The sequence below is a fragment of the Synechococcus sp. RS9909 genome (assembly GCF_014279595.1).
Lineage (GTDB): Bacteria > Cyanobacteriota > Cyanobacteriia > PCC-6307 > Cyanobiaceae > Synechococcus_C.
In genome coordinates this window covers 443,041-455,913 of sequence record NZ_CP047943.1, presented here as the reverse complement: position 1 = coordinate 455,913, position 12,873 = coordinate 443,041, and the positions used below count along the sequence as shown (strand labels likewise).

General features: G+C 64.3%; 16 protein-coding genes and 1 tRNA gene. 8 read left to right on the top strand and 9 right to left on the bottom strand.

The window, feature by feature from the left end:
* Nucleotides 1–4 precede the first annotated feature (4 nt).
* Nucleotides 5–1,111: a chorismate synthase gene (gene aroC / locus SynRS9909_RS02185; protein ID WP_007100700.1), complete on the top strand. Its 1,107-nt coding sequence runs from the start codon at nucleotides 5–7 to the stop codon at nucleotides 1,109–1,111.
* Here the strand turns inward: aroC and SynRS9909_RS02180 are convergent.
* The 5 genes from SynRS9909_RS02180 to SynRS9909_RS02160 form a co-directional block, all read right to left on the bottom strand.
* Nucleotides 1,089–1,709: a hypothetical protein gene (locus tag SynRS9909_RS02180; RefSeq protein ID WP_007100701.1), complete on the bottom strand. Its 621-nt coding sequence runs from the start codon at nucleotides 1,707–1,709 to the stop codon at nucleotides 1,089–1,091. The two genes, aroC and SynRS9909_RS02180, sit on opposite strands and share 23 nt — an antisense overlap.
* Nucleotides 1,710–1,748: 39 nt before the next feature.
* A complete protein-coding gene (locus tag SynRS9909_RS02175) occupies nucleotides 1,749–2,402 on the bottom strand; it encodes a bifunctional 4-hydroxy-2-oxoglutarate aldolase/2-dehydro-3-deoxy-phosphogluconate aldolase (protein ID WP_007100702.1) in 654 nt (217 codons plus the stop codon).
* Nucleotides 2,403–2,409: 7 nt separating this feature from the next.
* Entirely contained in the window at nucleotides 2,410–4,260 is a 1,851-nt protein-coding gene (gene ftsH3, locus SynRS9909_RS02170; protein ID WP_007100703.1) for an ATP-dependent zinc metalloprotease FtsH3, read from the bottom strand.
* A gap of 46 nt (nucleotides 4,261–4,306) precedes the next feature.
* Nucleotides 4,307–5,476, bottom strand: a complete 1,170-nt coding sequence (gene sat / locus SynRS9909_RS02165; protein WP_007100704.1) for a sulfate adenylyltransferase — start codon at nucleotides 5,474–5,476, stop codon at nucleotides 4,307–4,309.
* Between the two features lie 120 nt (nucleotides 5,477–5,596).
* Nucleotides 5,597–6,421, bottom strand: a complete 825-nt coding sequence (locus tag SynRS9909_RS02160; RefSeq protein ID WP_007100705.1) for a photosystem II manganese-stabilizing polypeptide — start codon at nucleotides 6,419–6,421, stop codon at nucleotides 5,597–5,599.
* 116 nt (nucleotides 6,422–6,537) lie between these two features.
* Between SynRS9909_RS02160 and SynRS9909_RS02155 the strand changes: the two genes are divergently transcribed.
* Nucleotides 6,538–6,855 (top strand): hypothetical protein, encoded by a 318-nt coding sequence (locus SynRS9909_RS02155; protein WP_050752582.1) that lies wholly within the window; start codon nucleotides 6,538–6,540, stop codon nucleotides 6,853–6,855.
* Here SynRS9909_RS02155 and coaBC read toward each other — a convergent pair.
* On the bottom strand, nucleotides 6,828–8,111 hold the full coding sequence (coaBC, locus tag SynRS9909_RS02150) for a bifunctional phosphopantothenoylcysteine decarboxylase/phosphopantothenate--cysteine ligase CoaBC (RefSeq protein ID WP_255479199.1): 1,284 nt from the start codon (nucleotides 8,109–8,111) through the stop codon (nucleotides 6,828–6,830). The genes SynRS9909_RS02155 and coaBC overlap by 28 nt on opposite strands.
* Before the next feature lie 41 nt (nucleotides 8,112–8,152).
* The gene (locus SynRS9909_RS02145; protein WP_007100708.1) at nucleotides 8,153–8,350 is read right to left on the bottom strand and encodes a DUF2555 domain-containing protein; all 198 of its coding nucleotides are present in this window, start codon (nucleotides 8,348–8,350) and stop codon (nucleotides 8,153–8,155) included.
* 57 nt (nucleotides 8,351–8,407) lie between these two features.
* On the opposite strand from SynRS9909_RS02145, the gene SynRS9909_RS02140 reads away from it, so the two are divergent.
* The 6 genes from SynRS9909_RS02140 to SynRS9909_RS02115 all read left to right on the top strand — a co-directional run bounded on the left by SynRS9909_RS02140 (nucleotide 8,408) and on the right by SynRS9909_RS02115 (nucleotide 11,244).
* A tRNA-Ala gene (locus tag SynRS9909_RS02140) sits at nucleotides 8,408–8,480 on the top strand.
* Nucleotides 8,481–8,500: 20 nt separating this feature from the next.
* A complete protein-coding gene (locus SynRS9909_RS02135) occupies nucleotides 8,501–8,662 on the top strand; it encodes a PCP reductase family protein (protein ID WP_007100709.1) in 162 nt (53 codons plus the stop codon).
* Nucleotides 8,659–8,817, top strand: a complete 159-nt coding sequence (locus SynRS9909_RS02130; protein ID WP_007100710.1) for a hypothetical protein — start codon at nucleotides 8,659–8,661, stop codon at nucleotides 8,815–8,817. The genes SynRS9909_RS02135 and SynRS9909_RS02130 overlap by 4 nt, the downstream gene beginning before the upstream one ends.
* A 42-nt stretch (nucleotides 8,818–8,859) precedes the next feature.
* Nucleotides 8,860–9,060 carry a hypothetical protein gene (locus SynRS9909_RS02125; RefSeq protein WP_007100711.1) on the top strand — a complete coding sequence of 67 codons (201 nt, stop codon included), beginning with the start codon at nucleotides 8,860–8,862 and terminating at the stop codon, nucleotides 9,058–9,060.
* Between the two features lie 253 nt (nucleotides 9,061–9,313).
* On the top strand, nucleotides 9,314–9,655 hold the full coding sequence (locus SynRS9909_RS02120; protein WP_007100712.1) for a DUF565 domain-containing protein: 342 nt from the start codon (nucleotides 9,314–9,316) through the stop codon (nucleotides 9,653–9,655).
* Between the two features lie 77 nt (nucleotides 9,656–9,732).
* Nucleotides 9,733–11,244 (top strand): NAD(P)/FAD-dependent oxidoreductase, encoded by a 1,512-nt coding sequence (locus SynRS9909_RS02115; RefSeq protein WP_007100713.1) that lies wholly within the window; start codon nucleotides 9,733–9,735, stop codon nucleotides 11,242–11,244.
* On the opposite strand, the gene SynRS9909_RS02110 is transcribed toward SynRS9909_RS02115, so the two are convergent.
* The gene (locus tag SynRS9909_RS02110) at nucleotides 11,187–12,233 is read right to left on the bottom strand and encodes an aspartate carbamoyltransferase catalytic subunit (protein ID WP_007100714.1); all 1,047 of its coding nucleotides are present in this window, start codon (nucleotides 12,231–12,233) and stop codon (nucleotides 11,187–11,189) included. The genes SynRS9909_RS02115 and SynRS9909_RS02110 overlap by 58 nt on opposite strands.
* On the bottom strand, nucleotides 12,230–12,871 hold the full coding sequence (locus tag SynRS9909_RS02105) for a DNA-3-methyladenine glycosylase (RefSeq protein WP_007100715.1): 642 nt from the start codon (nucleotides 12,869–12,871) through the stop codon (nucleotides 12,230–12,232). The genes SynRS9909_RS02110 and SynRS9909_RS02105 overlap by 4 nt, the downstream gene beginning before the upstream one ends.
* Nucleotides 12,872–12,873: the final 2 nt, after the last annotated feature.

Here is a 12,873-nt window from a genome sequence, read left to right as displayed (position 1 = left end):
TCCCATGGGCAGCAGTTTCGGCGAACTGTTTCGCATCAGCACCTTCGGCGAATCCCATGGCGGTGGCGTGGGGGTGATCGTGGATGGCTGCCCGCCGAGGCTTCCACTCGATCTGGCGGCCATTCAGGCGGAGCTCGACCGGCGCAGACCGGGCCAGAGCAAAATCACCACACCGCGCAACGAAGCCGACCAGGTGGAGATCCTCAGCGGCCTGCTTGACGGCGTGACTCTGGGCACACCGATCGCGATGCTGGTGCGCAACAAGGACCAACGCCCCCAGGACTATCGGGAGATGGACGTGGCCTTCCGCCCCTCCCATGCCGATGCCACCTATCAAGCGAAATACGGCATTCAGGCCCGCAGCGGCGGCGGTCGCGCCTCAGCCCGTGAAACCATCGGTCGCGTGGCGGCTGGGGCGATCGCGCGACAGCTTCTTCACACAATCCATGGCACGGAGGTGATCGCCTGGGTGACACGCATCCACGACCTGGAAGCTAAAGTGGACCCTGCCCAGGTGCAGCGGGCCGATGTGGAAGCCACCATCGTGCGCTGCCCCGATACCGCCATGGCCGAGCGCATGATCGAGCGCATCGAGGCGATCGGCCGCGACGGCGACTCCTGCGGTGGCGTGATCGAATGCGTGGTGCGACGCCCGCCGGTGGGGCTGGGCATGCCGGTGTTCGACAAGCTCGAGGCTGATCTCGCCAAAGCGGTGATGTCGCTTCCCGCCACGAAGGGGTTTGAGATCGGCTCAGGCTTTGCGGGCACCCTCCTGAAGGGCAGTGAGCACAACGATGCCTTCCTCCCCAGCACCGACGGCCGGTTGCGCACCGCCACCAACAACTCCGGCGGCATCCAGGGGGGCATCAGCAACGGCGAACCGATCCTGATCCGGGTGGGCTTCAAACCAACGGCCACGATCCGCCGCGAACAAGAGACCATCAATGCTGCCGGCGAGGCCACCACCCTGGCCGCCAAAGGGCGTCACGACCCCTGCGTGTTGCCCCGTGCGGTGCCGATGGTGGAAGCGATGGTGAACCTGGTGCTGGCGGACCATCTGCTCCGCCAGCACGGCCAGTGCAGCCTGCTCAGCTCCGGGCCGGAGAGCTGATGCCGTTGCCGCCGCTGGTGAGGGAAGGCAAGGGGGTGGAGCCGAGGCGACCCACCGCCTTGGCCATGCGCTTGGCGACCGAGGTGTTGGTGGAACCGGCGGCGGCACTCTTGCGGGCGCGCCTGGCCGGCCTGGGCTTGCTCTCTGGAGCTTGATCAGCAGCAGCGGCGCGGGCTGGGGGCTTTTTGGCCACGGCTGTTTTCGCTGAAGCTGTTTTCGCAGGGGCTGTTTTCGCGGCGGTTGTGTTGGCCGCAGCTGGCTTGCGCGTTGTTGCCCGTTTCGCAGGCTTCCTGCTGCCAGAGGTTGTGCCCAGGCGCGCCCGGTGGCTCAACACCAGCACCCACTCCTCGTCGCTGAGTGACGACGGCTTACTGCCATGCGCATCCGCGAGTTTGGCCGCTTTCTCGATGTCTTTGATCAGGTTGGCCCAGGATGTGGCAAAGCGCTTATCAGACTGGGAGCGGGCACCACTTTCGACCAGAGACTCCACCACGCCGGCAGCGGTGACCTTCTTGCGCCGTCGATTGAAGATCTCCTTCTGCAGCTGAGCGATCAGGGCATCGGCCTTGTCACTCAATTGAATCGAGAGTTGAGACATAGAACCACAGACGTCTATCTCCTCTGTAGCATCCAAGTCTCACGTCAACCACTCATCCAGGGCTGGGTCAAGGCCTTCAGCCACGATCGCTGAACGGCCCAGGGCGATCGCGTCATAGCCAGCAGCCAGCCAGGCCCGCAAGCCATCAGCCCGTAAACCACCGGCGGCAATCATGAAGGGCAACGGTGCCATCGGCGCCGCCAGCAGGCGGTGGTAGTCGATGCCGAGGCTGGCGGCAGGGAACAGTTTCACCAGCTCACATCCGCAGGTCACAGCACGATGGATCTCCGACGGCGTCATCACTCCGGGCACAAGCACCAGATCGAGGCGCCGAGCCAACGCCAACAGAACCTCATCAAGGCAAGGCGACATCGCGTAGGTCAATCCCAGCTCCGCCGCTTGCTCAAGCGCGCGTTGGCAGCGAATCGAAGCGGCACCGATGCTCAGTCGCGGGTGACGCTGCTGCAGAGCACGGATCAGATCAGGCCATTGGGGGGAATTTGACCAGGCCAGCTCCACATGGCGAACGCCCCGATCGGAGAGCTGATCGATCCAGCCGCACAGCCGGGTGCGTGAGACATCAATCGCGCTGAGATCGGCAGGATCGGGTCGGAACACCATCAGGAGCGGATGGGATCGAAGCGACACGATCAACTCCCGCTGACGCTTACGCCAGCGGGAGTGGTCGGCCACGCCTGAATCAGACGTATTCGGCAACCCGGACGTCGCGACGCATCAGCAGCTCCTGCAGATCCTCCGCGTCGACCGTTTCCTGATCCACCAGCATCTCGGCCAGTTCATCGAGCACGGAACGATTCTGCGTGAGCACCTGGGTGGCCCGCTTGTAAGCGACCGACACGAGATCAGAAACCTCCTCATCGATGGTGGCTGCGGTGTCTTCCGAAAAATCGCGCTCCGCGGCGATGTCGCGCCCCAGGAACATGCCGCCCTGGGCACGGCCCAGCGCCACCGGGCCCAGCTTGTCACTCATGCCGAAGCGGGTGACCATCTGGCGGGCCACCTGAGCCACCTGCTGCAGATCGTTGGAGGCACCGGTGGTGACTTCGTCTTCGCCGTAGACGATCTCCTCAGCAACGCGACCACCGAGCGCCACAGCCATCTGGTTCTGCAGATAAGCACGGGAGTAAAGCCCCGATTCCATCCGCTCCTCACTGGGGGTGAAGAAGGTGAGACCACCGGCCTGACCGCGGGGAATGATCGAAATCTTCTGCACCGGGTCGTAATCGGGCATGAGCGCACCGACGAGGGCATGCCCCGCTTCGTGATAAGCAACCAGTCGCTTCCGCCGTTCACTCATCACCCGGTCCTTCTTCTCCGGACCGGCCATCACCCGCTCGATCGCATCACTGATTTCATCGTTACTCACTTCGGTGAGTTCACGACGAGCCGCGAGGATGGCGGCCTCATTGAGCAAATTGGACAGATCGGCGCCGGTGAAGCCGGGCGTGCGGCGAGCCACCTTGTCGAGATCCACATCCTTCGCCAGGGTCTTGCCACGGGCATGAACCTGGAGAATCTGAAGGCGACCGCTGTAATCAGGACGATCCACCACCACCTGACGGTCAAAGCGACCAGGACGCATCAGGGCCGCATCCAGCACGTCGGGGCGATTGGTGGCCGCCACGATGATGATGCCGGTGTTGCCCTCGAAGCCATCCATCTCGGTGAGCAGCTGGTTGAGGGTTTGTTCACGCTCGTCGTTGCCGCCGCCCAGACCAGCGCCACGCTGACGCCCGACCGCATCGATCTCATCGATGAACACGATGCAGGGGGCGTTTTTCTTGGCCTGCTCGAACAGATCGCGCACACGGCTGGCACCGACGCCCACAAACATCTCCACGAACTCGGAGCCGGAGATCGAGAAGAACGGAACGCCAGCTTCTCCAGCCACGGCCTTGGCGAGAAGGGTTTTGCCTGTTCCGGGAGGCCCCACCAGCAGAACACCCTTGGGGATCTTGGCACCGACGGCGGTGAAACGGTCGGGGTTCTTGAGGAAATCCACGACCTCGGTGAGCTCAAGCTTGGCGCCTTCAATCCCCGCCACATCCCCGAAGGTGATCTGCGTGGAAGGCTCCATTTGCACCCGCGCCTTGCTCTTGCCGAAATTCATGGCCGGGTTGCCGCCACCGCCGCCCCCCTGAGCGCGACGGAACAGGAAGAACAGCCCCCCCAGAAGCAGCAGGGGGAAAATCAGGCTGCCGGCTGCCTGCTGCCAGGCACCGGGCTGCCGGGTGGGCTGCACGGCGATGTCCACGTTGTGCTCGGTGAGCAGCTTAAGCAGGTCCTTGTCGGGGGCGAGGTTCACCTCAGCGCGGCGACCATCGTTCTCCACCACCTGGGCGGTGCCCCGATCAGGTGAGATCAACACCCGGCTGACCTGGTTGTCCTGCACCGCCTCCACGAAGTCGCTATAGCGAAGGGTGCGGGCCGCTGTGGATGGATCCGGTCGTTCGAGGAAGGCGGTACCCACCACGATCACGACCACGACGAGGAGCACGTAGAGCCCCACATTGCGCCAGCGCTTGTTCAAGGTTGTTTCGCCTCTGATGAAGGAATGTTAATGGGTTCCTGAGAGCTCAGGCGGCCCGCAGCACGTCCACCACGCTACGGAAGGCGAACCATTCAGGGATCTCCTCGCCGCTGCGGAGCAGCTTGCGGAACTGGGTGCCGCTGAGCTTCTTCACATGCAGCCCACGGGCCTCCGCATGCTCAGCAGTCACATACCCCTCTTCCTCGGTGTACACGAGGTTGAGCGAGGGCACGGTTTCCATCATGAGCTCAGGGGCACACTCCTTGGCAAAGTTCTGAGCGTCATAAGGGCCGTAGAAGTCCTCGCCAGTGAGCGACGACTTACAACCAGCCATATCGCGGCCGATGATGAAGTGGGTGCAGCCGTAATTGCGGCGAATGATCATGTGCTGGAGCGCCTCGCGAGGCCCCGCCATGTGCATGGCGTAGGGCAGGTAGGCCCAGCGGATGCGGGGGTTCTCCACCTCGGCGGCGAGTCGCTCATAAGTCTGAAACCGCACCGTGCCGGGAATGTCGTCCTGCTGGGTGGGGCCGCAGGTGGGATGAACCAGCACCACAGCGTTCTCGCTCACATTGCTGGCGTGGAGCGCCCGGGTGAACAGTTCGTAGTGGGCGCGATGGATCGGATTGCGGCACTGGAAGGCCACCACGTCTTCACCTTCCGGCAGGCCAGCCCGCACCTCCGCCGGCGTCTTGCACGGGAACACCCGCTTCGGCAGCTCCAGCCCCTGTACCAGGCCACCGAGATAAAAACGACGACGCTCTGTGGCGATCATGCGCACCGCCGGATGCTCCAGCGACGTGGTTCCGTAGCAGCCCTTGGCCTCCACAACCTTGTCGGGCTCCCACTTGTCCTCGATGGTGAGCACCGCCAGGTCCTGGCCCTGGTAAGTCAGCAGCACCTTGTCGCCAATGGCCAGATCCTGCCGATCGGTGTCCATCACGATCGGCAGGCCGAAGAGGTAGCCGGAGGTGGTGCGATGCCCCGCCACCACCGCCTCATAGTCGGCGCGATGCATGAAGCCACGCTCGGGGGAGAACCCTCCCACCACCAACAGCTCCACATCGCAGGCATTGCGATCGGAGCACTCGATGCTGGTGGAAGCCGACGCCTTGACGGCTGCCTGCTCGCTGGCGGGCACCATCAGATCCACCAGGGTGCCGCCATAGGGGGCGATCACGCCGGAGGCCTGAGAACTGGAGGTGGTGGCAGTCATGACAGGCGCGGCGATCGATCGGGAGACGGCGCGATTCTCCCAGATCACACCCCCGGATCGGCATCAAAAAAGGGGGGCAACGCCCCCCTCGATCCCAGAGTGGACAGCCTGATCAGGGGATCAGGCCTCTTCCAGACGGCCGTAAAGCTCACCAGTGATCTTCACATCCACGATTTCGCGACCACCCATATCGGAGTCGGAGGGCTGTATGGCGGTGAACACACCAGCGAATTCACCGGTCTCCGGATCAACCTTCGTGATCGACAGGCTCATCACACCGGTGCCATCGATGTAGCGCTTGACGTTCTCGGTCTGCAGCTCCTCGTAATCACCACCCAGGCCGATCAGTCCCTGGGGGTAGTCGACACCGGTGGTCAGGGCCCGACCCTTGGGGTCGATGAAGTTGCTGGTGCGATAGCTGGGGGTGCGATAGGTGCCTTCAAAATCAGTGCTGGTGGTGATGGCGGCTCCCGATGCCTTGGCCTGGAGATTCTTACTGGAGAAAGTGAAGGGATACTCCTCACCACCTGGAATGAGCACGGTGATCGGCTGGAAATCGATGCCACCCTTTTCCGAGAAGCTGAGACCCTCCTCGCTCACTTCAAGGTCGCCATACACCTCATCAAGGCTGGAGGTGTAGCGCGTCAGAATCTTGCCTTCCACGAACTGGGCTTCCTGGCGCTTGTTGGCGGGCTCGCCCTTCACAGACACCTGCAAGGGGTGCATGCAGACATCGCGCAATTCATAGGAACCGCCGATATCGAGCGCAATGGAGCCACGGGCGGCATCAGACAGGGTCGGGCAATCGTTCGCCTTGCCCGTGTTGACGATGTCTTCGTAACGGGTGGCACTGGAGCGGTCGACCGCCTGGGCACCACCACTGCATGCAGTGACCAGGGTGAGACAGAGAGCCAGCACCAGGGCCAGCAGGGGACGGATGCTCATGAAAGGAAGCCGAATGGCCAGACGACGACGGTATCCACCGATCAGGCGGATCCTACAGGGGTCAAACCGGAGGTTTGGCTAGCCTTTTGCAGCTCTCAACAACCCGTCGCGATCCCGTGTCCAGCCCCGACGCCACCACTCCCCCGGGAGCACTGCAGGAGCGGCTGGTCCCCCTGCTCACCGCCCTGCAGGACCTTGCCGAAGCGTGCAGCGACCAGCCTGAAGCACTGCTGGAGATCCTGCGCAGCATTGAGGGCCTGCATCGCAGCATTCAGGACGGCCCCTTCCGAAGCAGTCTTCCCGAAGATCGCAACAAGCTCTTCACCTTGCTTCAGGCGATGGAACGCAGTGGCGGTTGGCCCTACATCCCCCGCCTTCAGTTGAAAACGTTCATCGAACTGCTCGATCAGGATCCGGCGGGCATGGCCGCCTGATCCAAACGTTCGAGCAGCCGGTCCAGCAGCGTGTGGGCCAGGAGTGATTTGTCCATCGCTGGGATCGACTCCAGCGTCGTCTCCGCCGCCGGCGTACGCTCCAGCCCCAGCAACCAGCCACCGTTAGCGGCCTCGCCGAAGCCCTGCCCAGGCCGATCGATCGGGTTGGCGAACAGCCAGTCGCAGCGCTTCGCCCTGATCTTGGCGTCGGCCCGCTCCTGAAGGGTGGCGTCATCGCCGCTGAGGGCGGCAAAACCGAGGCAGACCTGGTCGCGCCGTCTGGTTTGCACCAATGTCGCCAGGAGATCGGGCACAAGCTCCAGGTCGCCCACGAGCGCCGCCGCCGTGGTGTCCTTGCTGGCTTTCGACGCCGCCGGACCACCGCGTCGCCGCCAGTCAGCGACGGCAGCGGCCATCACCAGGGCGTCGGCCTCAGGCCAGCGGGCCTCCAGGGCCCGCCCCATCTGCACGGCGCTCTCGACCGGTTCACAAGACAGCCCCTCCAGCCAGGCCTCAGGCAGGTTGAGCGGACCATGCACGAGCGTGACCGCAGCACCCCGCAGCCGAGCCGCCTGGGCGATCAACACTCCCATGCGCCCACTGCTGCGATTGCTGATCAAGCGCGCCGGGTCAAGCGCTTCCAGCGTCGGCCCCGCAGACACCAGCAGCCTGCGCCCGGCCCAGTCCCTGGGCAGGTGGCCGTCCGGGTCGGCCTGCATCAGAGCATGGACGGCAGCCAGTTCAATCAACTCGGGCGACGCCATCCGTCCATCGCCGATGCGATCGCAGGCCAGCAGACCCGCGGCAGGATCGAGGGCCCACACCCGCGGATCAACCTGCAGCTGCTGCCAATTGCGGCGCACGGCGGCCTGGGTCCACATGCCGGTGTTCATGGCCGCGGCCGCCAGCACCGGCCGCTCGCAGGCCAGCAGCACCCCGGCCAGCAGGCCATCCGCCAACCCCTGCGTCCATCGGGCCAGGCTTGTGGCGCTGAGGGGAGCAACGATCACCAGCTCGGCCCATTCGGCCAAGTCGATGTGGAGTGGGCGCGGTTCGCTCGGCTGCCATTGGTCGACGTCCTGATAACAGCGATGCCGGCTGAGGCAGGCCAGCGCCACCGGACTCACCAGCCTGGCGGCGCTGGGGGTGAGCAGGCAGCGCACCTCCGCACCGGCACGCACAAGAGCACTCACCAACAAAGGGGTCTTGACTGCAGCGATGCTGCCGCTGGCCGCGACAAGCACACGCCTGCCCACCAGTGGGCCCGAAACGAAACGATCAGGCCCGGACAAACGACTCAGTCCTCATCGAAGGGTTCCTGATCGATCAGATGGACGTAGGGACGCGTCAGATCCGGTCGATGGATGGCGAGAGCCCGCAACAGATGCCAATCGTCGAGACCGGCGAAGGGCGAAGGGTAGTCGTCCTCCTCCAGCCGTTGCGCCAGCACAGCGACAGCCTCTTCGTCAAAAGCGTCGAGTCGATCCTGCGTCATGGCGGCGCTGACATCTGCTTCATTTTGCCTGGAGGACAGCGCTACATTCCCTTCATCGGGGAATTAGCTCAGCTGGTAGAGCGCTGCGATCGCACCGCAGAGGTCAGGAGTTCGAATCTCCTATTCTCCATCGAGGATCCGTCAGCGCGGATGAACTGGACCAGCGAAGCCGAGCAGGCTCTCAAAGAAGTGCCTTTCTTCGTGCGGCCTGCCGTGCGGAAACGCATCGAAGCCATGGCCCGGGAGTCGAAGCGGGATCCGATCGATCTCAGTTTTTACACAGAGGCGCGCGCCCGCTTCGGGCAGCCATGACCTTCCCCTCGCCCATCGCGATGCGCCGATCCACCTGGCTGACAGGGCTGGGCTGTCTGGCAACCCTCAGTGTGATCGCCAGGCCTTCGGCTCTGCTCACCTTCGGGTTGATTGCCCTGGCCGGACAACTCGGGCGGTCGGGTCGCAGGGGCTGACCCGCAATTTGGTAAAAGGGAGGCTGAAGGGTCGCCGCAGCAATGTCACAGTCCAAACGGGAACAGGTGGTGAGTCATCTGCGCTACATCCGACAGGAATTGCGCGAGATGCATCAAGGCGTCATGGAAGACGGCCTGCTTCCGGAAGCGGGAGAGGTGCGCGGCGTCATGGCCCAGATGGAAGCGTTGCTGGAACTGCTGGAAGGCAAGGGTTCACGCAAAGCCAAGGCCGAATCAGACTGAGATCCTGCGCTAGCCCTCTTGCCAAATCGCTCGACAAAGGCTTTGTTGATGCCAATCCCATCAGCCAGCCCGACGTGATCGGAGCGAGCGATCGCGAAACCCTATCAGTAGTGTTTGGCAACGGCACATTCTCCCTATTTGGTGTATACAGGCCTTGGCAGGGCTTCGGGCTGGGTGATGGGGATCCTTGGGACGATTCCCTGCCACTTTTTCTTAACCAACCTCTTCTGCAGTCAGTTCGTCTTGCAGGGCCATGACCTCCCGCCTGCAATCCACTCGGCTGCAGACCCGCGTTGGTGAATGGACGACACGCCTGAGTGAGTGGGCGCAGAACCCCTGGCGGCGGGGTTCATTGCTGCTGATCGTTCTGATGACGGGGTTCTTCCTCGGCAACGCCATTGGCAGCATCGCCGGTGCCAGCGGCTTGATGGATCCGATCGCCGCCCTGGTGACGGTGGTGATCTGGGAGGTGATGGTGCGCCTCCGCCGCTCCTGGCGCCCCGACCTGCGGGGTGGGCTGAGCGTCCAAATGCTCGACATGGCCAGGATCGGACTGCTGTATGGCCTTCTGCTCGAGGGCTTCAAGCTGCTGTGACGGGCCCGTTTGAAGGGCACAGACAAAACGGGCGGTTCTCCATAGTCTGCGGAGACAGAGCATCGAAGCGAAGCCCCATGGCTGGTGAGCATTTCTTCCTGGAGCTGGAGCCCCCTGAGGAGCGGCTGCGCCATGCCCCCCACGTGGTGATCGTGGGAGGTGGTTTTGCCGGCGTACGCGCCTGCAAGGCCCTGGCCAACGCTGAAGTGCGCATCACTCTGATCGACAAACGCAATTTCAACCTGTTCCAGCCCCTGCTGTATCAGGTGGCCACCGGTCTGGTGTCGCGCGGTGATGTCGCCACACCGCTGCGCCAGCTGGTGGGCAAGCAGCGCAATGTGCAGGTGTTGCTCGGAGAGGTCACCCAGATCCACCCGGCCGGGAAACAGATCGTCTTCAACGGCAAGGCCTACAGCTACGACCACCTGGTCTTGGCGACCGGCTCGGGCAGCACCTTCTTCGGCCATGAAGACTGGCGCACCTTCGCGCCACCGATGAAGATCCTTGAGCACGCTGAGGAAATCCGCCGCCGTCTTCTGATGGCGCTGGAACAGGCGGAACAGACTCCCGATCCCCAGGTGCGTCAATTCCTGCAGACCGTGGTGATCGTGGGTGGCGGCCCGACCGGCTGTGAAATGGCCGGCGCCGTCTCGGAACTGATGCGCAACGCCATGCGTCGGGAGTTTCGGCAATTGAACCCCGACACCACGCGGATCGTGCTGGTGGATCCCGGTGATCGGGTGCTCCGGGCGATGCCGGAGATGCTCTCGGAGTCGGCCCGCAAAACCCTGGAAGGCCTCGGGGTGGAGATGCTCTTCAAGGGACGCGTTCAGACCATGCGTCCCGGCGAAGTCACGGTTGGCACACCGGAAGGTGATCGTCGCCTGCAGGCGGCCACGGTGATCTGGACCGCCGGCGTGCGCCCCTCCCACCTCGGCCGCAAGTTGGCGGAGGAAATCGACTGTGATCTCGATCGTGGCGGCCGGGTGGTGGTGGAGCCCGACTTCTCCGTGAAAGGGCACCCAGAAATCCGGGTGGTGGGAGATCTCTGCTGCTACACGCACACCAAGGACGGCAAGCCGCTGCCTGGAATGGCAGGGCCCGCCACCCAGGCCGGCGGTTTCGTCGGCAAAGACATCGCCGCGATCGTGGCCGGAAGCAATCGGCCCAACTTCAGCTGGTTTGACTTCGGCAGCATGGCCGTGCTCGATCGGGTCTCGGCCGTGGCCGACCTGCGCGGCTTCAAATTCTCCGGCGGCATCGGCTGGCTGCTCTGGGCGGTCGCCCACCTGGCCTTCATGCCCAACACCGAGAACCGCATCTCCCTTTTGATCAAGTGGTTGTTCGCCGTGGTGTCGCAGGAGCGTGCCTCCATGCTGCTCACCGGCATGCCGAGCCAGCACATGGGCCTGGATGCACCGGATGCGCCCTTCCCGATGAAGAGCGGCAGCGGCCCCTCGATCGCCTCCCCCGATGCTGCCCTCAAGGCAGCGATCGACTACTACTCCAATCACGTGTCCGGCCTGGGGGATCAGGCCGGCGAACCCAGCGCCGATTCCGCTGAAGACTCCACCGCCGCCATCAAATAGAGCAGGGCCATGCGGATCGGCACGCCGTTCCGCACCTGCTCCTCCACCAGGCAGCAACGCCGATCATCGAGCAGGGCCCCGGTCATCTCCACCCCCCGATTCACCGGCCCCGGGTGGAGCACAGGCACCGGCTTGCCGCAGCGTTGCAAACGGGCATGGCTCAGTCCATAGGCGCGGTGATAGCGGTCGAGATCCGTCAGCAGGTGCTGGCGCATGCGCTCCTTCTGCAGACGCAGCGTCATCACGGCATCAACGCCTGGCAGGGCGGCATCAAGGTCATGGATCACGCTGATCCGGCCCCGCTGCGGCACCGGATCCCCAGGTTGCCCTGGAGGAGGCGCCTCCACAAAGGCGGCGAACTGCGGCGGCACCAAACTGGGAGGGCCGCAGAGCACCACCTCCGCGCCGCAGGCCGTCAGGGCCCAGAGATTGGAGCGGGCCACCCGGGAATGGAGAATGTCGCCCACGATCAGGATCCGCTTGCCCCGCAGGGCCTCGGGCAGAGGGTGCAGAGGGTCGAAAACCTGGGCCAGGGTGTAGAGATCCAGCAGTCCCTGGCTGGGATGGCTGTGGAGTCCATCGCCACCGTTGAGCACCACGGTGCGCTCTCCGGCCGCCTCCAAGGCCTCCGCCAGCTGCTGGGGAACACTGGTGCACTGATGGCGCACCACCAACACATCGGCCCCCATCGCCACGTAGGTGCGCGCGGTGTCGAGCAGCGACTCTCCCTTGCTGAGGGAGCTGCTGGCGGGCGAAAAACTTGCCACGTCGGCCGATAGTCGGCGGGCCGCCAGCTCGAAGCTGCTGCGGGTGCGGGTGCTGGGCTCGAAAAAGAGCGTGGCCACCAAGCGCCCCTGAAGCGCGGGCAGCTTGCGGGCACCGGTCACGGGCAGGGCCCGGAAGCGGTGGGCCAACTCGAGCACGGCAGCGAAATCCTCCCGCGAGAAGGCGGCGAGATCGAGAATGTGGCGATGGCTCCAGGCGCTCATACCGCGCTGATCCCCTCAGGGCTCCAGGCCTGTGCCTTTGTTGGCATCCGATCGCCGCTCGCCCGCCGGCTGACGCTCCGACTGGCCTTGAGATACCAACGCCAGGGCCAATCCTGGCCCTGAGCAATGCCGATCCGTGTGGTGCTCACAAGCTCAGGATGACCGAGAACGGAAGGCCGGGGAGCCAGCCACAGGTCATTCTCACCACAGACGGACCAGCTGTCATGAGCTCGGTCGATGCCGAAGCGCCGGGCCAGCAGCCCAGGCCCCGCCGCCACCCGCTCAGGCTCGCCCGGCAATGCCACCGCCCGCAGCAGCACGCCATTGGCCCAGTCGGCCCGATCGGTCACCACATTCACGCAGTGGTGAATGCCATAGCTCACATACACGTAAAACCGCCCAGGCTCACCAAACAGGGTTTCGTTGCTGGGGCTGCGGCGGCGGTAGCCATGGCAGGCAGGCTCCTCCTGGGAATACGCCTCCGTTTCCACAATCACGCCCCACAGCAACTCGCCATCCGCTTGGCGTTTCACCAGCAGGCAGCCGATCAGGTCGGGGGCGACCCGCTGGGCGGGGCGCGCGAAGAAGGCCTGGGGAAGAGCTGAGGGAGCGATAGACAGAAGCCGAGCGTCCCTCAATC

Coding starts and splice junctions, on each gene's coding strand:
- SynRS9909_RS02180 (WP_007100701.1), bottom strand. CDS start 1,709: ATGTCTCAACTCTCGATTCAATTGAGTGACAAGGCCGATGCCCTGATC.
- SynRS9909_RS02125 (WP_007100711.1), top strand. CDS start 8,860: ATGTCACAGTCCAAACGGGAACAGGTGGTGAGTCATCTGCGCTACATC.
- SynRS9909_RS02160 (WP_007100705.1), bottom strand. CDS start 6,421: ATGAGCATCCGTCCCCTGCTGGCCCTGGTGCTGGCTCTCTGTCTCACC.
- SynRS9909_RS02145 (WP_007100708.1), bottom strand. CDS start 8,350: ATGACGCAGGATCGACTCGACGCTTTTGACGAAGAGGCTGTCGCTGTG.
- SynRS9909_RS02120 (WP_007100712.1), top strand. CDS start 9,314: ATGACCTCCCGCCTGCAATCCACTCGGCTGCAGACCCGCGTTGGTGAA.
- SynRS9909_RS02135 (WP_007100709.1), top strand. CDS start 8,501: ATGAACTGGACCAGCGAAGCCGAGCAGGCTCTCAAAGAAGTGCCTTTC.
- aroC (WP_007100700.1), top strand. CDS start 5: ATGGGCAGCAGTTTCGGCGAACTGTTTCGCATCAGCACCTTCGGCGAA.
- SynRS9909_RS02110 (WP_007100714.1), bottom strand. CDS start 12,233: ATGAGCGCCTGGAGCCATCGCCACATTCTCGATCTCGCCGCCTTCTCG.
- SynRS9909_RS02130 (WP_007100710.1), top strand. CDS start 8,659: ATGACCTTCCCCTCGCCCATCGCGATGCGCCGATCCACCTGGCTGACA.
- sat (WP_007100704.1), bottom strand. CDS start 5,476: ATGACTGCCACCACCTCCAGTTCTCAGGCCTCCGGCGTGATCGCCCCC.
- SynRS9909_RS02115 (WP_007100713.1), top strand. CDS start 9,733: ATGGCTGGTGAGCATTTCTTCCTGGAGCTGGAGCCCCCTGAGGAGCGG.